General features: G+C 67.7%; 18 protein-coding genes. 16 read left to right on the top strand and 2 right to left on the bottom strand.

The window, feature by feature from the left end:
* Positions 1-5 precede the first annotated feature (5 nt).
* Genes ACOI2T_RS30715 through ACOI2T_RS30655 form a run of 13 tightly spaced genes read left to right on the top strand, consistent with a single transcriptional unit; the run spans position 6 to position 11,554 of the window.
* Positions 6-965, top strand: coding sequence for an ABC transporter permease (locus tag ACOI2T_RS30715; RefSeq protein ID WP_067859802.1), 960 nt, complete (start codon positions 6-8; stop codon positions 963-965).
* Positions 962-1,906, top strand: coding sequence for an ABC transporter permease (locus tag ACOI2T_RS30710; protein WP_085147455.1), 945 nt, complete (start codon positions 962-964; stop codon positions 1,904-1,906). The genes ACOI2T_RS30715 and ACOI2T_RS30710 overlap by 4 nt, the downstream gene beginning before the upstream one ends.
* Complete coding sequence (locus ACOI2T_RS30705) at positions 1,906-2,787, top strand: ABC transporter ATP-binding protein (RefSeq protein WP_409502269.1); 882 nt, start codon at positions 1,906-1,908, stop codon at positions 2,785-2,787. Before ACOI2T_RS30710 ends, ACOI2T_RS30705 begins: the two co-directional genes overlap by 1 nt.
* Positions 2,777-3,586: an ATP-binding cassette domain-containing protein gene (locus ACOI2T_RS30700; protein WP_409502268.1), complete on the top strand. Its 810-nt coding sequence runs from the start codon at positions 2,777-2,779 to the stop codon at positions 3,584-3,586. The genes ACOI2T_RS30705 and ACOI2T_RS30700 overlap by 11 nt, the downstream gene beginning before the upstream one ends.
* A complete protein-coding gene (locus tag ACOI2T_RS30695) occupies positions 3,583-4,974 on the top strand; it encodes an amidase (RefSeq protein WP_409502267.1) in 1,392 nt (463 codons plus the stop codon). Before ACOI2T_RS30700 ends, ACOI2T_RS30695 begins: the two co-directional genes overlap by 4 nt.
* A gap of 20 nt (positions 4,975-4,994) precedes the next feature.
* The gene (locus ACOI2T_RS30690; RefSeq protein ID WP_067859861.1) at positions 4,995-5,192 is read left to right on the top strand and encodes a hypothetical protein; all 198 of its coding nucleotides are present in this window, start codon (positions 4,995-4,997) and stop codon (positions 5,190-5,192) included.
* 34 nt (positions 5,193-5,226) lie between these two features.
* The gene (locus tag ACOI2T_RS30685) at positions 5,227-6,633 is read left to right on the top strand and encodes an amidase (protein ID WP_409502266.1); all 1,407 of its coding nucleotides are present in this window, start codon (positions 5,227-5,229) and stop codon (positions 6,631-6,633) included.
* The gene (gene ureE / locus ACOI2T_RS30680; RefSeq protein ID WP_409502265.1) at positions 6,630-7,091 is read left to right on the top strand and encodes an urease accessory protein UreE; all 462 of its coding nucleotides are present in this window, start codon (positions 6,630-6,632) and stop codon (positions 7,089-7,091) included. The genes ACOI2T_RS30685 and ureE overlap by 4 nt, the downstream gene beginning before the upstream one ends.
* Positions 7,088-7,747 carry an urease accessory protein UreF gene (locus ACOI2T_RS30675; RefSeq protein WP_409502264.1) on the top strand — a complete coding sequence of 220 codons (660 nt, stop codon included), beginning with the start codon at positions 7,088-7,090 and terminating at the stop codon, positions 7,745-7,747. The genes ureE and ACOI2T_RS30675 overlap by 4 nt, the downstream gene beginning before the upstream one ends.
* A 21-nt stretch (positions 7,748-7,768) precedes the next feature.
* Positions 7,769-8,419 carry an urease subunit beta gene (gene ureB, locus ACOI2T_RS30670; protein ID WP_409502263.1) on the top strand — a complete coding sequence of 217 codons (651 nt, stop codon included), beginning with the start codon at positions 7,769-7,771 and terminating at the stop codon, positions 8,417-8,419.
* On the top strand, positions 8,416-10,122 hold the full coding sequence (ureC, locus tag ACOI2T_RS30665) for an urease subunit alpha (RefSeq protein WP_409502262.1): 1,707 nt from the start codon (positions 8,416-8,418) through the stop codon (positions 10,120-10,122). Before ureB ends, ureC begins: the two co-directional genes overlap by 4 nt.
* Entirely contained in the window at positions 10,119-10,736 is a 618-nt protein-coding gene (gene ureG / locus ACOI2T_RS30660; RefSeq protein WP_409502261.1) for an urease accessory protein UreG, read from the top strand. Before ureC ends, ureG begins: the two co-directional genes overlap by 4 nt.
* Complete coding sequence (locus ACOI2T_RS30655) at positions 10,733-11,554, top strand: urease accessory protein UreD (RefSeq protein WP_409502260.1); 822 nt, start codon at positions 10,733-10,735, stop codon at positions 11,552-11,554. Before ureG ends, ACOI2T_RS30655 begins: the two co-directional genes overlap by 4 nt.
* On the opposite strand, the gene ACOI2T_RS30650 is transcribed toward ACOI2T_RS30655, so the two are convergent.
* Both ACOI2T_RS30650 and ACOI2T_RS30645 read right to left on the bottom strand, forming a co-directional pair.
* Entirely contained in the window at positions 11,478-12,707 is a 1,230-nt protein-coding gene (locus ACOI2T_RS30650; RefSeq protein ID WP_409502374.1) for an RNA polymerase sigma factor, read from the bottom strand. The two genes, ACOI2T_RS30655 and ACOI2T_RS30650, sit on opposite strands and share 77 nt — an antisense overlap.
* Positions 12,708-12,799: 92 nt before the next feature.
* Positions 12,800-14,278, bottom strand: a complete 1,479-nt coding sequence (locus tag ACOI2T_RS30645; protein WP_409502259.1) for a cytosine permease — start codon at positions 14,276-14,278, stop codon at positions 12,800-12,802.
* 280 nt (positions 14,279-14,558) lie between these two features.
* Between ACOI2T_RS30645 and ACOI2T_RS30640 the strand changes: the two genes are divergently transcribed.
* The 3 genes from ACOI2T_RS30640 to ACOI2T_RS30630 are packed head-to-tail and all read left to right on the top strand — an operon-like array spanning position 14,559 to position 18,849.
* Entirely contained in the window at positions 14,559-15,992 is a 1,434-nt protein-coding gene (locus ACOI2T_RS30640) for a flavin monoamine oxidase family protein (protein WP_409502258.1), read from the top strand.
* Positions 15,983-18,052 carry an acetate--CoA ligase family protein gene (locus ACOI2T_RS30635; RefSeq protein ID WP_409502257.1) on the top strand — a complete coding sequence of 690 codons (2,070 nt, stop codon included), beginning with the start codon at positions 15,983-15,985 and terminating at the stop codon, positions 18,050-18,052. Before ACOI2T_RS30640 ends, ACOI2T_RS30635 begins: the two co-directional genes overlap by 10 nt.
* Positions 18,049-18,849, top strand: a complete 801-nt coding sequence (locus ACOI2T_RS30630; RefSeq protein ID WP_409502256.1) for an SDR family oxidoreductase — start codon at positions 18,049-18,051, stop codon at positions 18,847-18,849. Before ACOI2T_RS30635 ends, ACOI2T_RS30630 begins: the two co-directional genes overlap by 4 nt.
* Positions 18,850-18,881: the final 32 nt, after the last annotated feature.

Genomic DNA, 18,881 nt, shown 5'->3' with positions numbered 1-18,881 from the left:
GAACAATGACCGGAGTGATCGGAAGTCGGCTGCTGTCAACGGTTCTCGTACTGTTCGGCGTCAGCTTGATCGTATTCCTGCTGCTGCAACTGGTTCCCGGCGATCCGGCCGTGACCATCCTGGGTTCGGGTGCGACGGCAGAGGCAGTGGCGGCACTGCGAACCGAGCTCGGGCTGGACCGGTCGTTGCCGGTGCAGTTCTTCGACTACCTCGGCGGGTTGCTGCACGGCGACCTGGGCCGGTCGCTGACCGTCAACGCGCCCGTCACCGACATCATGGTGCCCCGGTTCGCGAACACGATGATCCTCACGGTGGCCGCCCTGGTGCTGTGCATCGTGGTGGCGGTGCCGCTCGGGGTGATCGCGGCGCACAAGCAGTACAGCATCTTCGACCGTGCCTCGATGGTCATCTCACTGGCCGGTGCGAGCGTGCCGGTGTACTGGTTCGGCCTGCTGCTGATCGGCGTCTTCGCGATCACCCTCGGTTGGCTGCCGACCTCGGGCATGTACAACCCGCGTTTCCCTGGGGGGCTGGGAGATCTGCTGGCCCATTTGATCCTCCCAGCGATCGCGGCCGCACTCGTGCCGCTCGCGGTGATCGCCAGGATGACGCGCAGCGTGATGATCGACATCCTGCAGCAGGACTACATCCGCACGTTGCGCGCCTCCGGCCTGTCGACCACGTCGGTGCTGTGGCGGCACGCCCTGCGTAACGCCTTGCCGCCGATCGTCAACATCATCGGCCTTCAGGTGGGCTATCTGCTCGGCGGTGTGGTGTTCGTCGAAGTCGTGTTCGGCTGGCCTGGTCTCGGTCAGCAGCTCTACACCTCGATCACCCAGCGCGACATCCCGGTGGTGCAGGCCGGTGTGCTGTTCATCGCGCTGGCCTTCGTGATCATCAACCTCATCGCCGACGGCGCGGTCGGCCTGCTCGATCCGCGTACCAGAAGAAAGGTCGGAGCATGAACGCCCTTGCCGCGGCCGCCGGTCGCCGCGCATTTCCGAGAGTCCGCCGCACCTCGGCGGGCGGCCATGCGCCGGTCGAGTCGGATACGCCGAAACCCCAGTGGCGCTTGGCCGTCCGCGCCTTCAGCCGCGACAAGATGGCCGTGGTGTCGCTGGTCGTCCTCGTGCTTGTGGCGCTCGCGTCGATCTTCGCGCCGCTGCTCACGCCGTACAGCCCCACCGCGGGAGACCCCGTCGACCGGCTCGCCGGTATCGGCACAGAGGGGCATCTGCTCGGACTCGACGGTCAGGGCCGCGACATCTGGACCCGCCTGCTCTACGGCGGTCGCAACTCGTTGATGGTGGCCGTGGTGCCCATTCTCGTGGTGTTTCCGCTGGCCCTGATGATCGGGTTGTTCGCCGGGTTCAAACGCAGCAAGGCGGGCGAGGTTCTGATGCGCGTTCTCGACGTGTTGTTCGCGTTTCCCCTCGTCCTGCTGGCGATTGCGCTGTCGGCGGTGCTTGGCGCCGGCCTGGGCAACGTGATGCTCGCGATCGGGATCACCCTCATCCCGTACATGGCCCGTGTTGCCTACACCGCAACCGTCCAGGAAGCGTCGAAGGACTACATTGAGGCGGCCCGGGCCTACGGCGCGAATCCGCTGCTGCTGATGTCCCGCGAACTGATGCCCAACGTCGTGGTGCAGCTGCTCGTGTACGCAACCACGTTGTGCGGCTTGATGATCGTCGTGGCATCCGGCCTGAGTTTTCTCGGCGTCGGTGTCATCCCGCCGACGCCCGACTGGGGCATCATGACCGCCGACGGCAAGAACGTCCTGCTCGAGGGCATCTATCACGTCGCCACCATCCCCGGCCTCGTCATCCTCGTCGTCTCGCTGGCGTTCAACCTCATCGGCGACGGCATCCGTGACGCGCTCGATCCGCGAAAGCAGACCAGCTGATGATTAATTCGCTCGACGTCAAGAAGTTGTCGGTCGACTTCCACACCGACAACGGTGTGGTGCATGCGGTGAAGAACGCTGACATCAGTGTGCGCGAAGGCGGAATCCTCGGTCTGGTAGGAGAATCGGGCTCGGGAAAGTCGGTCACCTCGCTGGCCGTGCTGAGGCTGCTGGGCACCACGCGAGCGCGGATCACCGGTGGCGAGATCCTGTTCCGCGGTGAGAACCTGCTCGACAAGACCGACAAGGAGATGCGTGCCATCCGGGGTTCGCATATCGGGATGGTGTCGCAGAACGCGTTGTCGGCGCTCGATCCGTCGTTCACGATCGGCTCGCAGCTGGTCGAGGTCATCCGGCTGCACCAGGGTGTGGACAAGGCGACCGCTCGCGCGAAAGCGCTTGAGGCGCTGGAGCTCGTGGCACTGCCGGACCCGAAACGCCGGATGAAGGCCTATCCCCATGAACTGTCGGGTGGCCAGCGTCAGCGCGTGGTGATCGCGATCGCGCTGGCATGCCGGCCCGAGCTGTTGCTGGCCGACGAACCGACGACCGCACTGGACGCGACCGTGCAGAAGCAGATTCTGGATCTGCTGGTCACGATCAACCGCGAACTGGGCACGTCGATCTTGTTGGTGACCCATGACTTCGGTGTTGTCGCCCACGTGTGCACCGACGTCACCGTGATGCGCCGCGGTGACGTGCTGGAGTCGGGGACGGCCGACCAGGTCCTCAACAACCCGCAGCATCCCTACACGCAGGGGCTCATGCGCGCGGTGCCCAGGCTGCACCTCGACGACCAGACCCGCGCGATACCGCGCGCGGACCGCCGCCTGTTCGAGTTCCACGGCGACACGACCAAGGAGACAGCAGATGTCGCATAGGGAGGCCCTGATCTCGGTCACCGACCTGAGGAAGGTGTTCGCCGTCCGCGGCGAGGACGGCAAGCGCGGTGAATTCGTCGCGGTCGATTCGGTGAGCTTCGACATCCAGCGCGGCGAGACCTTCGGCTTGATCGGCGAATCCGGCTCGGGCAAGACGACGACGGGACGGATGGTGCTCGGACTGGAGAAGCCGACGTCGGGTTCGGTCACGTTCGACGGCAACGAGCTGGTCGGACTGTCGGACCTGGACATGCGGCGCTACCGCCGCCACATCCAGATCGTGTTCCAGGATTCCGGTTCGGCCTTCAACCCGAGGCGCAGCGTGGGTTCGCAGATCGCATACCCGCTCAAGCTCTTTCGCACGTGTTCGCCATCGGAGGCACGCACGAAGGTACTCGAACTGCTCGACCGGGTCGGCATGCTGCCGTCCCACTACGACCGCTACATCCACGAGTTCTCGGGCGGACAGCGCCAACGCCTCGGCATCGCCAGGGCGCTGATCACCGATCCGGATTTCGTCGTCCTCGACGAGCCGACGGCCGCACTCGACGTGTCGGTGCAGGCGCAGATACTCAACCTGCTCAAGGATCTGCAGCGGGAACGCAAACTCACGATGCTGTTGATCACCCACAATCTCGCGCTCGTCGAGCACATGTGTGAACACGCCGGGGTGCTCGACCACGGCAAGCTGGTCGAAGTGGGGCCCGTCGATCGACTGCTCACCGCACCGGCCACCGACATCACCCGCAAGCTCGTCGACGCCGTGCTCGAGCCCGAACTCGCCGGAGCCGCCCGATGACCGAATCGCTTGTCAGCCCGACCATCCCGCAGCTGCGGGCCCTCATCGACAGCGGAGACCTCGCCCCAGTCGGGCTGGTCCGCAGCGCCCTGGCGCGGATATCGCAGGTGGAGGACAAGATCCAGGCCTTCGCCGCGATATTCGCCGACGAGGCGCTCGCGGTCGCCCAGCAGCCTCAACCCGACGGGCCACCGGGACAGGCACCGCTGTGGGGCATACCCGTCGTGGTGAAAGACATCTACGACGTCGCGGGCTACCGAACCGGCAACGGATCGCTCGGCGCACCGGACCACCTGGCGGTCCGCGATTCCGAGGCCGTCCGGCGCCTGCGCGCCGCGGGCGCCATCATCCTCGGCAAGAGCACAACGCACGAATACGCCTACGGGGTCAACACTCCGCCGACCCGCAACCCGTGGTCGCTCGACCGGATCCCCGGCGGGTCCAGCGGCGGGACCGGCGCGGCGATCGCGGCAGGTATCACCACGGCGGGGCTCGGCACCGACACCGGTGGCTCGATCCGGATCCCGGCGGCGCTGTGCGGCGTCACCGGACACAAACCGACATTCGGTCTGGTGAGCCGCAGCGGGGTCAGCGCGTTGAGCTCCACCCTGGACCACACCGGCCCGCTCGGACGGACCGTCGACGACACGGTGGCACTGCTGGAGGCGATCGCCGGCCACGACCCCGCCGATCCGTACAGCTCGACCGCGCCCGTCGGCGACCTCCGCTCCGAATACGATCGCGGGCTGGACGGTCTGACCGTGGGCGTGGCGGAGAAGTACTTCTGTGATCGGCTGGCTCCCGATGTGGCCGCGGTGTTCGACGACGCGGTGCGGACCATCGAGGGTGCCGGCGCCACCATCAAGTCGGTCGAGTTCACCGACGTCGAATTGTGCCCTGGCGTGGTCGATGTGGTGTGCGGGGTCGAGGCCGCGGCCTGGCACGCGATGCAACTGGGAATGCAGCCGGACAAGTTCGGTTCAGACGTGCGCGACGCGCTGCGGGTCGGCGCGGCGTACACCGGCGTCGAGTACGTGGAGGCACTGCGTGCCCGCGCCGCGGTGATCGCGGGCATGGACGCGCTGTTCGGCTCGGGCACGGACCTGTTGATCTCGCCGACGATCGCGATGACCGCACCGCCATACGGGTCGACTCAGGTCGAACTCGGCGGCCGGACGGTGTCGGTCCTCGCCGGCATCAACGCGCTGACCGTGCCGGCCAACGTGACGGGCATGCCCGCGCTCACCGTGCCGGCCGGCTTCGGAAGCGACGGTCTGCCCGTCGGTCTTCAGCTCATGGGACCGCGCGGCGCGGACGCGACCGTGCTCGGTGCCGGACGAGCCTTCGAGGCACTCGTCGACTGTGTGGCAAGAACCCCCGCATTGTGAAACAACCGCAAGGAGATGTCATGGCCAACAACGATTTCAGTCCGTCGCAAGAACAAGTGTCGGCGGCGTTCGAGTTCGCCGGGGTGACCGTCCCCGCTGATCGTGTCGCAGCCAACTACGAAACCTATTCATCGACACTGGCGCTGATCCGCAAGGCCTCGGCACCGGGGCTGGGTGAGACGGTCCCCGCTGTCGGCTTCAAAGCGCACTGGGACTGACCGGCCAACGCGAGAGAGGACACCGAAAACCACCATGGAACTCTACGAACTTCCGTTGATCGAGGTCGCCGAGAAGATCCGCACCAAGGAGGTCTCACCGGTCGAGGTCGCCCAGTCGGCGCTGGCCCGACTCGAAGCGGTCGAGCCGACCCTCACCGCATTCGTCACCGTCACACCCGAACTCGCGCTCGAGCAGGCCAAGCTCGCGGAGAAAGAGATCGGCGACGGTCACTATCGTGGCCCGCTGCACGGTATCCCGCTCGGGGTCAAGGATCTCTACGACACGGCCGGCGTCAAGACCACCTCGAGCTCGGCCCAGCGGGCCGATTACGTACCGGACGCCGATTCGGCGTCGGTCGCCAAGCTGTACGACGCGGGAATGGTCCTGATCGGCAAGACCCACACCCACGAATTCGCCTATGGTGCAACCACACCCACGACCGGAAACCCGTGGGCACCCGAGCGGACGCCCGGTGGATCCAGCGGTGGCTCCGGCGCGGCCGTCGGTGCGGGCGTCGTGCACGTCGCGCTCGGCAGCGACACCGGCGGCTCGATCCGGATCCCGGCGGCCCTGTGCGGCACCGTCGGGCTCAAGCCGACGTTCGGCCGCGCATCACGGGTCGGCGTCGCGTCCTTGTCGTGGTCTCTGGACCACGTCGGACCGCTGAGCCGCAACGTGATCGATTCGGCCCTCGTGATGGCCGCGATGTCGGGCTTCGACCGTCGCGATCCCGGCACGGCGAACGTGCCGGTGCCTGACATGGTGACCGGCATCGACGCGGGCGTGGCAGGCAAGAAGATCGGCATTCCCGTCAACTACTACACCGACCAGGTGGCGCCGGAGGCGGCCGAGGCCGCGCGAACGGCAGCGGCCGAATTCGAGGCGCTCGGCGCCGAGCTGATCGAGGTCGAGATCCCGATGGCCGAGCACATCGTCCCGACCGAGTGGGCCATCATGATGCCGGAGGCGACCGCCTATCACCTGGATTACCTGCGCAATTCACCCGACAAGTACACCGACGAGGTGCGCATTCTGCTGGAGACGGGGGCGGCCCAGCCCGCCACCGACTACGTCAACGCGTTGCGCCTGCGCACCCTGATCCAGGCCGCGTGGAAGGACATGTTCTCCTCGATCGACGTGTTGTTGGCGCCCACCGTCGTCGCACCTGCGACACTGCGGTCAGACCCGTTCGTCCAGTGGGCCGACGGGTCCGTCGAGGCGGCCACCGCTGCCTACGTGCGCCTATCGGCACCGGCGAACGTGACCGGCCTGCCGTCGTTGTCGGTTCCCGCCGGGTTCAATGCCGACGGGCTGCCACTGGGCGTTCAGATCCTCGGAAAGCCGTTCGCCGAGCCCGAGATCCTGCAGTTCGGCTACGCGCTGGAGCAGAGCACCGACGTCGTCGGCAAGATCGCGCCCGTGCTTGCCGAGGTGGCGTGACGGTCGTGGCCGACGGCCCACGGATTCTCGACGGCATCGTCGGTTGGGCAACCGACGATGCCGTCGCAGGCCGGTTACACGAGCTGCGGCATCATCAGGCGGTCGAGTACGTGCATCTCGATGCGCACGACCTCGACCGCAGGCGGCTGCGGGTGACCTCGGACGCCGGCACGGACTACGCCGTGATCCTTACGCGAGACAGCACACTCGGTGACGGCGCGGTCCTGCTGCTCGAGGCGGATCGGGCGGTGGTCGTGCGGGCGGGTGCGCCGCAGACCCTGACCCTGCGCGCCAACGACCTCGCAGCCGCACTCCGGCTGGGTTTTCTTGCCGGCCATCTACATTGGAAAGTCGACCAGCACGACGACACCCTGGTGGTTCATGCGGAAGGGCCCCGATCCGACTACACCGCCCGCATCGCCGAACTGCTGGCTACCGGCCGCGTCGAGGTGCTATGACCGACCTCGGCCAGCTGCTGGCCGGAATTCGGTTCGGCGACAGCGCCTTTCCGTCCGGCGGGTTCGCGTTCTCCTCCGGTCTCGAGGGCTCGCATCGCGACGGGCTCGTATGCGACGAGGGCGATGTGACGGCGTTCGCCGCCGAACAGCTCAGCGGCAGGTGGCATTCGTGCGACCGCGTGTTGATGCGGCTGGCCTGGCCGCAGCCTGATCCGCAGGGTACCGACGAACTCGCCGAGGCGCTCGCGTCGATGTCGGTGCTACGGCAAGCGTCCCGCCGGGCCGGTGCGGCCACTCTGGCGACGTTTCAGGCGGTGGTCGACCATGGTGTCACCGACTACCGCACGCGCGTGCTCGCCGGTTCCGCGCCCGGGCACCTGCCGGTCGCGCAGGCCGTGTGCTTTCGCGCCGCGGGTCTGAGCCTCGACACCGCCGAGGCGGTTTCCGCGTGGCAGGTGGTGTCGGGAATCACCAGCGCCGCCTTGCGTCTCGGCATCTGCGGGCACCTCGGCGCGCAGCGCGCGCTGACCGCGTTGAGCCCGGCGCTGCTCGACGTACTGCGCCGTGAGCCGCCCGACGAGCCCGCCGCGTTCACCGCATTCGCCGACATCGCGGCCCAGCGCCGCGGAGACGGTGTGCGGTTGTTCGCGAGCTGATCTCGAACCGAAGGAGAGTATGTGAACCTGACGCCCACCGAGCTCGAGCGCCTGACGATCTTCACCGCGGCCGAGCTCGCCAGACGTAACCTGCGCGAGGGGATTCCGCTGAGCCACCCGGAAGCGGTGGCGTTCCTGACCGACGAGGCGATGCTCGCCGCGCGCAAGAACATGGCCTACGACGAGGTGATCGATCACGTCACGGGTCTTCTGGACGCCGACCAGTGTGAGCCCGGCGTGCCGGACATGGTGCGCATCGTGATGCTGGACGCGCCGTTTGCCGACGGTACCAAGCTGGTCACCCTCATCGATCCGATCGCGGCCCGAGGGGGCGACGCCCGACCGGGCGAGATCATTGTGGGCGACGAGCCGATCGAGCTGTTCCGCGGCGCTCAGCGGGTCACGCTGACCGTCGTCAATCGCGGCGACCGCGATATCCAGGTCCGCAGCCAGTCGCATTTCTGCGAGGCCAATGCCGCTCTGGAGTTCGACCGTCGCGCGGCGTGGGGCCACAAGCTGGCCGTGGCTTCCGGAGCCGGGGTGCGGTTCGAGCCGGGTATTCCGGTCGAGGTGACGTTGGTGCCGATCGCGGGGGACCGGATCATTCATGGGTTCTCCGGCTCGGCCAACGGACCGTTGGACGCCGATGGTGCGTTGGAGGCGGCGCTGTGACGAGTATCGATCGCCACGCATACGCCCGCATGTTCGGGCCGACCAAGGGTGACCGCATCCGGCTGGCGGACTCCGAGCTGTTCGTCGAAGTCGAGCACGACCACACGGTGCCCGGGTTCGAATTGCTCAGTGGGGCAGGCAAGTCCGTACGCGACGGCGAGGGCTATCGACCGTCGTCGAAACACTCGGACGGCGCCCTCGACTACGTCATCATGAACGCGGTCGTGATCGACGCGATCACCGGAATCACCAAGTGCGACATCGGTATCCGGGACGGCAGGATCGTGGGGCTCGGCAAGGCGGGCAATCCCGACACCATGCCCGGCATCACCCCTGGCCTTGTTGTCGGTACCAGCACGACACCGATCCCGGCGGAGGGGATGATCGTCACCGCAGGCGCGATCGAGACGCACGCCCACCTGATCTCACCGCAACAGACCGAGCACGCGCTGTCCACGGGAACCACCACACTCATCGGCGGATCCCTCGGCCCTTCGTTCGAGGTGGCGACCGGTGGCCCGCGCAACCTCGGGCTGTTCCTCAAGGCCGGCGACTACACCCCGATGAACTATGTGCCGTTCGGACGCGGCTCCTCGGATCCGGCGGCGGTGCTCGAGATGGTGGCGGCCGGGGCTGGGGCGGTCAAGATCCACGAGGACTTCGGGGCATCACCGGCCATCGTCGACAAGACCTTGCAGGCAGCCGATTCCGCTGATTTCGCGGTGCACCTGCACACCGACTCGATCAACGAGTTCGGTTTCTCCGAGACGACGATGTCGACCATCGGCGAGCGGACGATTCACCTCTACCACGTCGAGGGTGCGGGCGGCGGGCATGCGCCGGACCTGATCCGCTGCGTGGGCTACGACAACGTCATCCCCGGCACGACCAATCCGACCAATCCCTACACGCTGGGCGGTCTGGATGAGGGCGTGCCGATGACGATGGTCGCGCATCTGATGAACTGGGAAGCGCCCGAGGACATCGCGTTCGCCGAAGCCAGGATCCGGCCGCAGACCATGATGGCCGAGGATCTCCTGCACGACATGGGCGCGATCTCGATATTCGGCAGCGACACCCAGGGTATGGGCCGGGTCGCCGAGAACATCGCCAACTGCTGGCAGCTCGCCGCGGTGATGAAGCAGCGCGTCGGGCGCCTGCCCGAGGAGACGACCGCCGCCGCCGACAACGAACGCGTCAAGCGATACATCGCCAAACTCACCATCAATCCGGCGATTTCGGTCGGTGCCGACGCCCACATCGGTTCGGTCGAGGCAGGCAAGGTCGCCGATCTGGTGATCTGGGATCCCGCCTTCTTCGGTGTGAAACCCCGGGTGGTGCTCAAGCATGGTTTCATCGCGTGGGCGGCGCTCGGCGACGCGGCGGGCTCGATATCGTCATCGGAACCGATCATTCAACGTCCCAACTGGGGTGCGCTCGGCGACGCGGCCGCCGGGTTGGGATTCGTGTTCATGTCCTCGCTCGCGGTCGACGCCGGTGTGCCGGAACGGCTGGGCCTGCGCAAGAACGTGTTGCCGATCAAATCAGTTCGCGGATTGCGGAAGAAAGACATGGTGCGCAACGACGCCCTGCCGCATGTCGAGGTCGACCCCCGCACGTTCGAGGTGCGCGCCGACGGGCAGCTGCTCATCACCGAACCCGCTGTGAACCTGCCGTTTTCGAGAAAGTACATGCTGCGATGACAACTGCGCTCAAGGCCGCCCGAATCGGTATCGGCGGCCCCGTCGGGTCCGGTAAGACCGCGCTCGTCGAGGCCCTGCTCGCCGGGTTCGCCCAGCGTGGCCGGTCGGTCTCGGTCATCACCAACGATCTGGTGACCGTGGAGGACGCCGAACGCATCCGCCGCTCGGGGCTGATCGACCCGAGGCGCGTGCGGGCCGTCGAGGCCGGCGGCTGCCCGCATACGGTGATCCGGGAGGACCCGTCGCTGAACATGGCCGCGGCCGACGCGCTTGAAGCCGAATTCCCGGACACCGAGATGATCCTGCTCGAGTCGGGTGGGGACAATCTGGCGTCGACCTTCTCGCGTGACCTCGTCGACTACTGGCTCTTCGTGATCGACGTCGCCGGTGGCGACGACATCCCGCGCAAACGCGGCCCCGGCGTGCTGCGCTGCGATCTGCTCGTCATCAACAAGGTCGACCTGGCCCCGCACGTCGGCGTCGACCTGGCTTTGATGTGCAAGGAGGCCGACGAAGTTCGCTGCGGCAGACCGGTTGTCGCGATCAGCGCGCGCGGCGGCGAGGGTGTCGACGTGGTGATGAACGTGCTTGAGCGGGACGTGTTGTTCGTGTGACCACGGCTCTTGATCTGGTCTTCGCCCGCGTCGGCGGCCGGACCGTGCTGACCAGGCGGCGCTACCGCTGGCCGCTGCTGATCGGGCGGGTGTTCGACGAGCCCGCACAGCCCGGCATGGGTTCGGTGACCGTCCAGAACGCCGCGGGCACGATCATTCCCGGTGACGTGGTCCGGCAACGCATCAGCGTCGTCGATGCCGGGTGGGCGGTGGTGCGGGGTCAAGGCGCCACCGTGGTCAGTGGCGTGCCCGGCCGTGGCGAGGCGGTCGAGGATGTCTGCGTCCGGGTGGGCGCAGGCAGCAGACTGCTGCTCGATCCGCCACCGCGCATCCTCACCGCGCATGCCCGCTACCGCCAGCGCACGCAGGTCTGTGTCGAGCCCGGCGGGCAGGCCGTGTTCAGCGATGCCGTTGTGCTGCACCCCGCTCTGACCGATGACGTCTTCGGCAGCTATGCGTCACGGGTGGCGATCACGGCGGCGGACGGCGCGCTACTCGCCCTCGACGCGCAGGTGCTCGCCACGATGCCCCTGGTGCGTCGTGCCCCCACCGCGTTCGGCACGGTCTACATCGTCGGAGCGGGTCTCGACACCGCGATGACGGCCCGGACCCCGGCACTCGAATCGATCGCGGACCTCGGCCGTGTGTATGTGGGCGTCACCGACCTGCCCGATTCGGCCGGGTGGGCCGTGCGGATCGCCGCGTCGGACGGCGGTGCGCTGCGCACGGCCATCGGCGCGGTCATCGGGCTCGTGACGCCTTGTCCAGCAGAACTTCTCGTTCCCGTTCGTTGTCCGTCATCGACGCTGCCCGGCTGAACTCGGCGGCCGCCTCATCGGGTCGGCCCAGCCGCGACAGCAGCTCACCGCGCACGCTCGGCAGCAAGTACGAGTCGTCGAGGCCGTCCAGCCCGTCAACGATGGCCAATGCCTCGGCAGGTCCCGAACTCATCGCCACCGCCACCGCACGGTTGAGTTGCACGACCGGCGACGGCGCGATCTGCAGCAGCGCGTCGTAGAGCGCCACGATGCGGTTCCAGTCCGTGTCGGCGGCAGTCGGTGCGACGGCATGGCATTCGGCGAGTGCGGCCTGCAGCGCGTATGGCCCCCATCCCGAACCTCGTTGCTGCCGTGCCGTATTCGCTCGTTCAAGAGCCGCGACGCCGCGCCCGATCTGGGCCCGGTCCCAGCGGGCCCGGTTCTGGTCCTCCAGCAGGATCGGCCTGCCATCGGCGTCGGTGCGGGCACCGAACCGCGACGACTGAAACTCCATGAGCGCCAACAATCCGTGGACTTCGGGTTCGTCGGGAACGAGTGCGGCCAGCACCCGGCCCAGCCGCAACGCCTCTGTGCAGAGCTCGTCACGAACCCAGCGGTGCCCGAACGACGCCGAATAGCCCTCGTTGAAGATCAGGTAGATGACCGCGAGCACCGCGGTGAGTCGCCGCGGGTACTCCTCGCGGGGCGGAACCTCGAACGGCGCGTTGGCCGCCGACAGGGCCTTCTTCGCCCGAGTGATACGGGCGGCCATCGTGGCCTTCGACGTGAGAAACGCCCGGGCGATCTCCTCGGTGCTGAGCCCGCCGACCATCCGCAGGGTCAGCGCGATTTGCGCCTCACGTGACAGCACCGGGTGGGCGGCGATGAAGATGAGCCGTAGCACGTCGTCATCGATGCGGTCTGGATCCCACGCCTCGTCGACGTGATCGGCGAGTTCGCGGGCAAGCTCGCCGTACTTGGCGTCGAGGTTCTCCTGGCGGCGCCAGTGGTCGATGGCCTTGCGCTTGGCGACCGTGGTGAGCCATGCCCCGGCGTTACGCGGCACACCGGTCTGCGGCCATTGCGTCAACGCGTCGACCAGCGCCTCCTGCGCGAGATCCTCGGCGAACCCCACGTCGCCGACCACGCGCGTCATCGTCGCGACGATCTTTGCGGCTTCCATACGCCAGACCGCGTCGAGGGTCTCGCGCATGTCCGTCACCGTTTCCGCCACGCCGCCATTGTGCCGACTGTCACGCGAGAGTGGCACTCGAGTTCGGGAGCCACTCTCGCGTGACAAGGGCGCTAACCGGCGCGTCGTGGATAGCCGCCCAACCCGCGGGGCTCGTTGATGATCCACGTCAGCGCGTAGTGCGTGACGGCGGCGACGGCGAAGGCCGGAAGCGACGCCGTGGTGTAGCGGAACAGCCCGGCCGGTTCGTAGCTCACCGGGTTGAGGAGCAGAACGTAGGTGAGCGCACCGGCGGCGACGGCCAGCACGGCCGCGACGTTGATGCCCTTCCAGTATGTGTAGGCCGACGTCCCGATCGGCTCGTAGAGGTCTTTCACGCTGAGCCGGCGCCCGCGCAGCACGAAGTAGTCGACGAGCTGGACCGCGCACAGCGGCGCCAGGAGGATCGCGCCCCACGACAGGAAACGTCCGTAGTTCTCGTAGACCACGGCCGGGAAGAACACCAGCACGGCGGCGGGCCCGAGGATCACGACTCCGAGCAGCGGCCACGCCGCCTTGCGCAGCAACGCCCCGCCGCCGCCCTTCAGCGCCACCATCGAGGCGTAGCCCTGCGAGAGGATGGCCGTCACGTTGGCCAGGCACACGATCGCCAGCGCGATGACGCCGAGTACGACGCCCGCGAGCGGGATCAGCCACTGCGTGGGCTCTTCCACCTGCAGCGACAACGCCGCGAGCACACCGACCGCCGCAGCGGCGACGGAGGCGGCGAATACGCCGACCCAGTTCGGCCAGAACGCCGCCCGGGAGGTCTTGGTGAGGCGGGCGAGGTTGCCCAGGTTCGGCCACCACGCGAAGCCGCCGGCCAGGTTGAGCTCAACGGCCAGCATGAAGCTCAGGTGCGGATCGTCGCTGACACCGCCGAGTGGGGCCAGTTGGGTGAGCTCCGACCACGAATGGCGCCAGAAGATGACGACGATGATGCCCACCACGATCACCACGAGCAGCGGTGCGATCGCCCGGCATACCGCCTCGACGGATACCGGCCCGCGAGCCAGGATCAGCCACGACACGATGATGGCGCTCAACCCGAGTAGCCCTGCGGCAACGCCGGTTTGGGGAAGTGCGACGCCGAACACGTTGTTGATGACGGTGACCAGGCCGTGGGCGAACATGATCGCAAGCACTGCCGACCACGCGGCCGCGAGCAACGTCGAGACCGCCACCATCACGATGCGCGCACCGCGCTCACCGAACGTGCTTCTGATGCCCACGAACTGTTCGATTCCGTATTTGACCGACGGCATGCACGGGGCAAGGGCGACCAGCAGCACGCTGATGCCGTAACCGATGATCATCGCCGCGATCGCCTGTTTGACCCCGACGTAATAGGCGACCGCGGCACCCTGCAGGAACGCCCATGTCGCCACCGCCAGCCCGACGTTGACCGACGAATGCTGCCAGAAGTTCCAGATCCGCTCCGCAGGCAGCAGCGGAAGGTCGGTCACCGTCGCGTCGAACCGCCCCTGCGGCTCGACGGCTGTGGTGCGCACGGTCGCGTCCACTTGCTCGGCGCCGGCCATCAGTACGCCCACCAAACCAACGCGACCGTGACGATGCTGAGTATCAGCACGACGGCAACGAAATCCCGGAGCGGCAGATCGTCTACCAAATAGGAACTACCGCAGTCTGATTCGAGTAGATCGAGACGACTTTGGAGCTCGCTCTCAAGCGCGAGAGGGTCCACCGAGTGACCTCATTTCTGATTGGCGGGCCAGATTAAAAGAGTGTGTGGCGGGGGTCACGCGTTGTCAAGGCCGGACCGTTCGAAATCAATAGTTGACTGACGGGCCAATTAAGTTAAGCTCGACCACCATGGTGACTCAGGGCACAAGCGGCGCGCCGCCGCCACGCGATCTCCCATCGGAAGCGACTGTCGTGGTCGTCGGCGCCGGATACGCGGGACTGTCAGCCGCGCTGACGCTGCACGATCACGGTGTCGACGTGGTGGTCCTTGAGGGCTCCGACCGCGTCGGTGGACGCGTGCATTCCGAGGTTCGCGAGGACGGGCTCATCGTGGACCACGGCGGCCAGTGGGTGGGGCCGACGCAGCAGAATCTGCTTGCGCTCGCGGAACGTTTCGGCTGCCCGACGTTTCCGACGTTCGACGACGGAAACCATCTCGAGCTGTGGGTGGACGGCGTCTGCCGGCCCTTCCGGGGCTCCGGCCCGGCCGATGGCGCGGGCGTGGCGGCCTACGACGAGGCGACGGCGCTCATCGACGACATGGCACGGACCATCGACGTCGAAAATCCGGCAGCGTGCGCGCATCTGGAGGAGTGGGACAGCCAAACGGTGCACTCGTTCTTCTCGGCCGCCGTGGCCGACGAGGATGCGCGTCGCCGCTTGGACCTGTCGGTGCAGGGGGTGTGGTCCACCGAACCGCGCGACATCTCGCTGTTCCACTTCCTGTTCTACGTCGCCGCCGCCGGCGGCTATGAGCAACTCATGGAGACCGAAGGATGCGCGCAGGAACTGCGCTTCTCCGGCGGTGCGCAATCGGTCGCGCTGGCGATCGCCGCCCACCTGGGCGACCGTGTTCACCTCGACGCGCCCGTCCGGAGTATCGCCTGTTCCGACGACGGTGCCGAACTGACGACGGACCGGGGCTCGATCAAGGCGTCGTGGGTGATCGTGGCAACCCCGCCTGCGGCAACCGTGCGCATCGCATTCGATCCCGCGCTTCCGCTGTCACGAAACCGGTGGATCGAGCGCAGCCCGATGGGCGAGGTCGCCAAAATCCATGTCCTCTACGACAATCCGTTCTGGCGTGAGCAGGGCTTGTCAGGCCAGGCCACCGTGTACGGCGAGCATGCGGTAGGTGTCGTCTTCGACAACTCGCCGTCGAACGCTGATCGCGGCGTGCTCGTGTGCTTCGTCTACGGCGACCATATGCGTCGATGGGCAGCGCTACCCGCCGGTGAGCGAAAGGCCCAGGTTCTGGCCACGTTGGCAACGATCTTCGGTGATCGGGCGGCGTCGCCGACGGGCTACACCGAGAAGGTCTGGCCACTCGATCCGTGGGTGTTCGGCGGCTATGCCGCCAATCCGGCGCCCGGAGTGTGGTTCGAGCACGGTTCAGACGGTTGGCGCCGGCCATGCGGTCCCATCCACTGGGCGGGCACCGAGACGGCATCGGTGTGGAACGGCTACATCGACGGCGCGATCTCGTCCGGGTACCGCGCGGCGGGCGAAGTTACCCACGCCCTCTCGGGACGCACGAATCAGGTTTCATCCCAATGCAACTGATCCAGCAACGGGCCGCATCCGGCCTGGACGTGTTCCGCGATCCCGCGTCGGTCGCCGTGGTGGGCGCCTCCGGCGATCCCGCCAAGTGGGGATACTGGCTCGCGTCCGGGGCGCTGCGTGGCAAGCACCGCAGGCGTGTCCACCTGGTCAACCACCGCGCGACCGAGATTCTCGGCGAGCCGTGCCGGGCCGCGCTCGGTGATCTGCCCGAGGTTCCCGAACTGGTCGCACTGTGCGTGCCGGCAGCTCACGTCGCCGACGTGGTCGACGAAGGCCTGCGCCTCGGGGTTCGGGGATTCCTCGGCATCACCGCGGGCGTTCCCGACGAACCGGCACTCGTGCAGCGCATCACTTCGCACGGCGCGCGGCTGCTCGGCACCAACAGCCTCGGCATCTTCGACGCCTCGACCGATCTGCAGCTGATGTGGGGCAGCCCGACACCGGGACCCCTGGCGGTCGTCTCGCAGAGCGGACAACTCGGCTCCGAACTCGCCGAGTTGGGCCGACGGCATGGTGTCGGCATATCCCGGTTCGTGTCGATCGGTAACCAATCCGACGTCACCGCAACCGAACTCCTGGCCGACCTCGTCGACGACGACGCCACCCGAGCCGTAGCGGTGTACCTGGAGAGTTTCTCCGGCGGGCAGGCACTCTTCGATGCCCTCGCGCGCCTGACGTCAGCCGGCAAGCCAACGGTCCTGCTGACCGTTGGAGCGAGCAGTGCCAGCACCCGGCTGGCCCGTTCGCACACCGGATCGCTCACCTCTCCGCAGGACATCGTCGATGCCGCCTGCCGCAGGGCAGCCGTCATCCGCGCCAACACGCCGGGCGAGGTCATCGACATCGTCCGTACCGCCCTGTCGGCGCCGCGGCCGAGCGGCCGCAGGGTCGCCATCATCGGCGACAGCGGCGGGCAGAGCGGTATCGCCGCCGACGTCGCCGCCGCGGCCGGGCTCGACGTGGTGGCGTTCTCCGACACTCTGGCCGAAGGGCTCTCCGGCCGGCTGCCCGCGGGAGCGGCGTGCAGCAACCCCGTCGATCTCGCCGGTGCCGGCGAAGCGGACCTCGACACGTACGCCGCCATCGCCCGCACCGTCGTCGAGTCCGGTGAGGTCGACGGTGTCGTCCTGACCGGTTACTTCGGTTGCTACGGTCGCGACATCCCGTCGCTCGCGCAAGCCGAGACGGCCGTCGCGCAACGCATCGGTGATCTCGCGCATGGCGGCGGTCTGCCGGTCGTCGCCCACACCATGGGCGAGGGCACCGCGACGGCGGATGCGCTGTGGCGCAGCGGTGTTCCGGCGTTCGGCCGTATCGAATCGGCTGTGCGTGGCATGTCCGCGCTCGCCACTCTGGACCGGCGGGATGTCGTCCGGTCAGGCGGCGTGGTCAGCAACGCTGAACTCACGCCAGGGTATTGGGGCGCCCGTGCGTTGCTCGCCGAGGTGGGTGTGGAGTTTCCGGCAGCACAGGTCGTGCACAGCCGCGAAGATGTGATCGTCGCTGCCCGACGGCTGTCGGCGCCATTCGTGCTGAAGGTGGGCTGGCTCGACCACAAGAGCGAGGTCGGCGGTGTCGTCACGAACCTCACTGACGCAGCGCAACTGACCCGCACCTTCGACGACATGCGCCATCGCCTCGGCCCCGGGGACTACCTCGTGGAGGAACAGGACATGCGTCCCGACGCCGTCGAGATTCTCGTCGGGGCGCGCCGCGATCCGGCGCTCGGCGCTGTCGTGGTGGTGGGTGCCGGCGGCACCGAGACCGAGCTGCTTCGTGATGTCGCGGTGGAGATGGCGCCGGTGTCGCCCGCCGAGGTCATCGTGATGCTCGATCGATTGCGTTGTGCCCCACTGCTGAAAGGGTGGCGCGGCAGACCGCCGGTCGACACCGAGGCGTTCGCCGAACTCGTGGCGACGGTGTCGCAACTGATCGTCGAGCGACCCGACATCGACGAGATCGAACTGAACCCAGTGCGGGTGACGCCCACCGGACCCCTCGCCGTGGACGGACTCGCCGTGAGACGCAACGACGTTGCGGCGCAGAGGAGTAACCCATGACTGTCATCGACACCGCGACCGAGTTCACCGATCGCGTCGCGCTGGTGACCGGCGGTGGATCGGGCATCGGACAGGCCATCGCGGTCCGGTGGGCGGCCGCCGGCGGTACCGTCGCCGTGCTCGGGCGGCGCGCGGATGCCCTAGGTGACACCGTCCGCAAGGTCGCCGACCTCGGTGGCCGCGCCGAGGCGATCAGCTGCGATGTGCGTGACCACGAGAGCGTGTCGCGTGCGGTCGACGGTCTCGTCGAACGACTGGGACGCATCGATGCGTTGGTGAACAACGCCGCAGGCAACTTCATCGCCCGGGCCGAAGACCTGTCGCCCAATGGGTGGAAGGCCGTCACCGACATCGTGCTCAACGGCACGTTCTACTGCACCAACGCGGTTGGGCGGCACATGCTCGCCGCGGGTCGCGGCGCCGTCGTCAACGTGGTGGCCAGCTATGCCTGGCACGGTCATCCCGGCACGGTGCACAGTGCGGCGGCCAAGGGCGGCGTCGTCGCGATGACACGCACGCTGGCCGTGGAATGGGGTGCCCGCGGCGTCCGGCTCAACTGTATTGCCCCCGGTCCCACGGAGACCGACGGCGCGGGCGCCGCGCTGTGGCCGACACCGGCGGCCCGCCAGGGCGTTCTGGCCAGTGTGCCTGCGGCGCGGTTCGCCACGCCGCAGGAGATCGCCGAATCGGCGGCATTCCTGCTGAGCGACCGCGCTGCCTACGTCACCGGCGACGTGCTGGTGGCCGACGGCGGCCAATGGCTCGGCAAAGCGATCTACACCGACAACCGCGGCTGACCGCCGCCACCATCCCACCGAACCATCAGGAG

Origin of the sequence: Mycolicibacterium wolinskyi str. Jessa 2025 (assembly GCF_049241375.1) — a bacterium.
Classification (GTDB): Bacteria; Actinomycetota; Actinomycetes; order Mycobacteriales; family Mycobacteriaceae; genus Mycobacterium; species Mycobacterium wolinskyi.
Note: the sequence above shows the minus strand (reverse complement) of the source record. Positions and strands in the feature narration are given on the sequence as shown.

What these genes read in the sequence shown, in the direction of transcription:
- ACOI2T_RS30715 (WP_067859802.1), top strand. Translation starts at nt 6, where the DNA reads ATGACCGGAGTGATCGGAAGTCGGCTGCTGTCAACGGTTCTCGTACTG.
- ACOI2T_RS30710 (WP_085147455.1), top strand. Translation starts at nt 962, where the DNA reads ATGAACGCCCTTGCCGCGGCCGCCGGTCGCCGCGCATTTCCGAGAGTC.
- ACOI2T_RS30705 (WP_409502269.1), top strand. Translation starts at nt 1,906, where the DNA reads ATGATTAATTCGCTCGACGTCAAGAAGTTGTCGGTCGACTTCCACACC.
- ACOI2T_RS30700 (WP_409502268.1), top strand. Translation starts at nt 2,777, where the DNA reads ATGTCGCATAGGGAGGCCCTGATCTCGGTCACCGACCTGAGGAAGGTG.
- ACOI2T_RS30695 (WP_409502267.1), top strand. Translation starts at nt 3,583, where the DNA reads ATGACCGAATCGCTTGTCAGCCCGACCATCCCGCAGCTGCGGGCCCTC.
- ACOI2T_RS30690 (WP_067859861.1), top strand. Translation starts at nt 4,995, where the DNA reads ATGGCCAACAACGATTTCAGTCCGTCGCAAGAACAAGTGTCGGCGGCG.
- ACOI2T_RS30685 (WP_409502266.1), top strand. Translation starts at nt 5,227, where the DNA reads ATGGAACTCTACGAACTTCCGTTGATCGAGGTCGCCGAGAAGATCCGC.
- ACOI2T_RS30675 (WP_409502264.1), top strand. Translation starts at nt 7,088, where the DNA reads ATGACCGACCTCGGCCAGCTGCTGGCCGGAATTCGGTTCGGCGACAGC.
- ureG (WP_409502261.1), top strand. Translation starts at nt 10,119, where the DNA reads ATGACAACTGCGCTCAAGGCCGCCCGAATCGGTATCGGCGGCCCCGTC.
- ACOI2T_RS30650 (WP_409502374.1), bottom strand. Translation starts at nt 12,707, where the DNA reads ATGCGCGAGACCCTCGACGCGGTCTGGCGTATGGAAGCCGCAAAGATC.
- ACOI2T_RS30640 (WP_409502258.1), top strand. Translation starts at nt 14,559, where the DNA reads ATGGTGACTCAGGGCACAAGCGGCGCGCCGCCGCCACGCGATCTCCCA.
- ACOI2T_RS30635 (WP_409502257.1), top strand. Translation starts at nt 15,983, where the DNA reads ATGCAACTGATCCAGCAACGGGCCGCATCCGGCCTGGACGTGTTCCGC.
- ACOI2T_RS30630 (WP_409502256.1), top strand. Translation starts at nt 18,049, where the DNA reads ATGACTGTCATCGACACCGCGACCGAGTTCACCGATCGCGTCGCGCTG.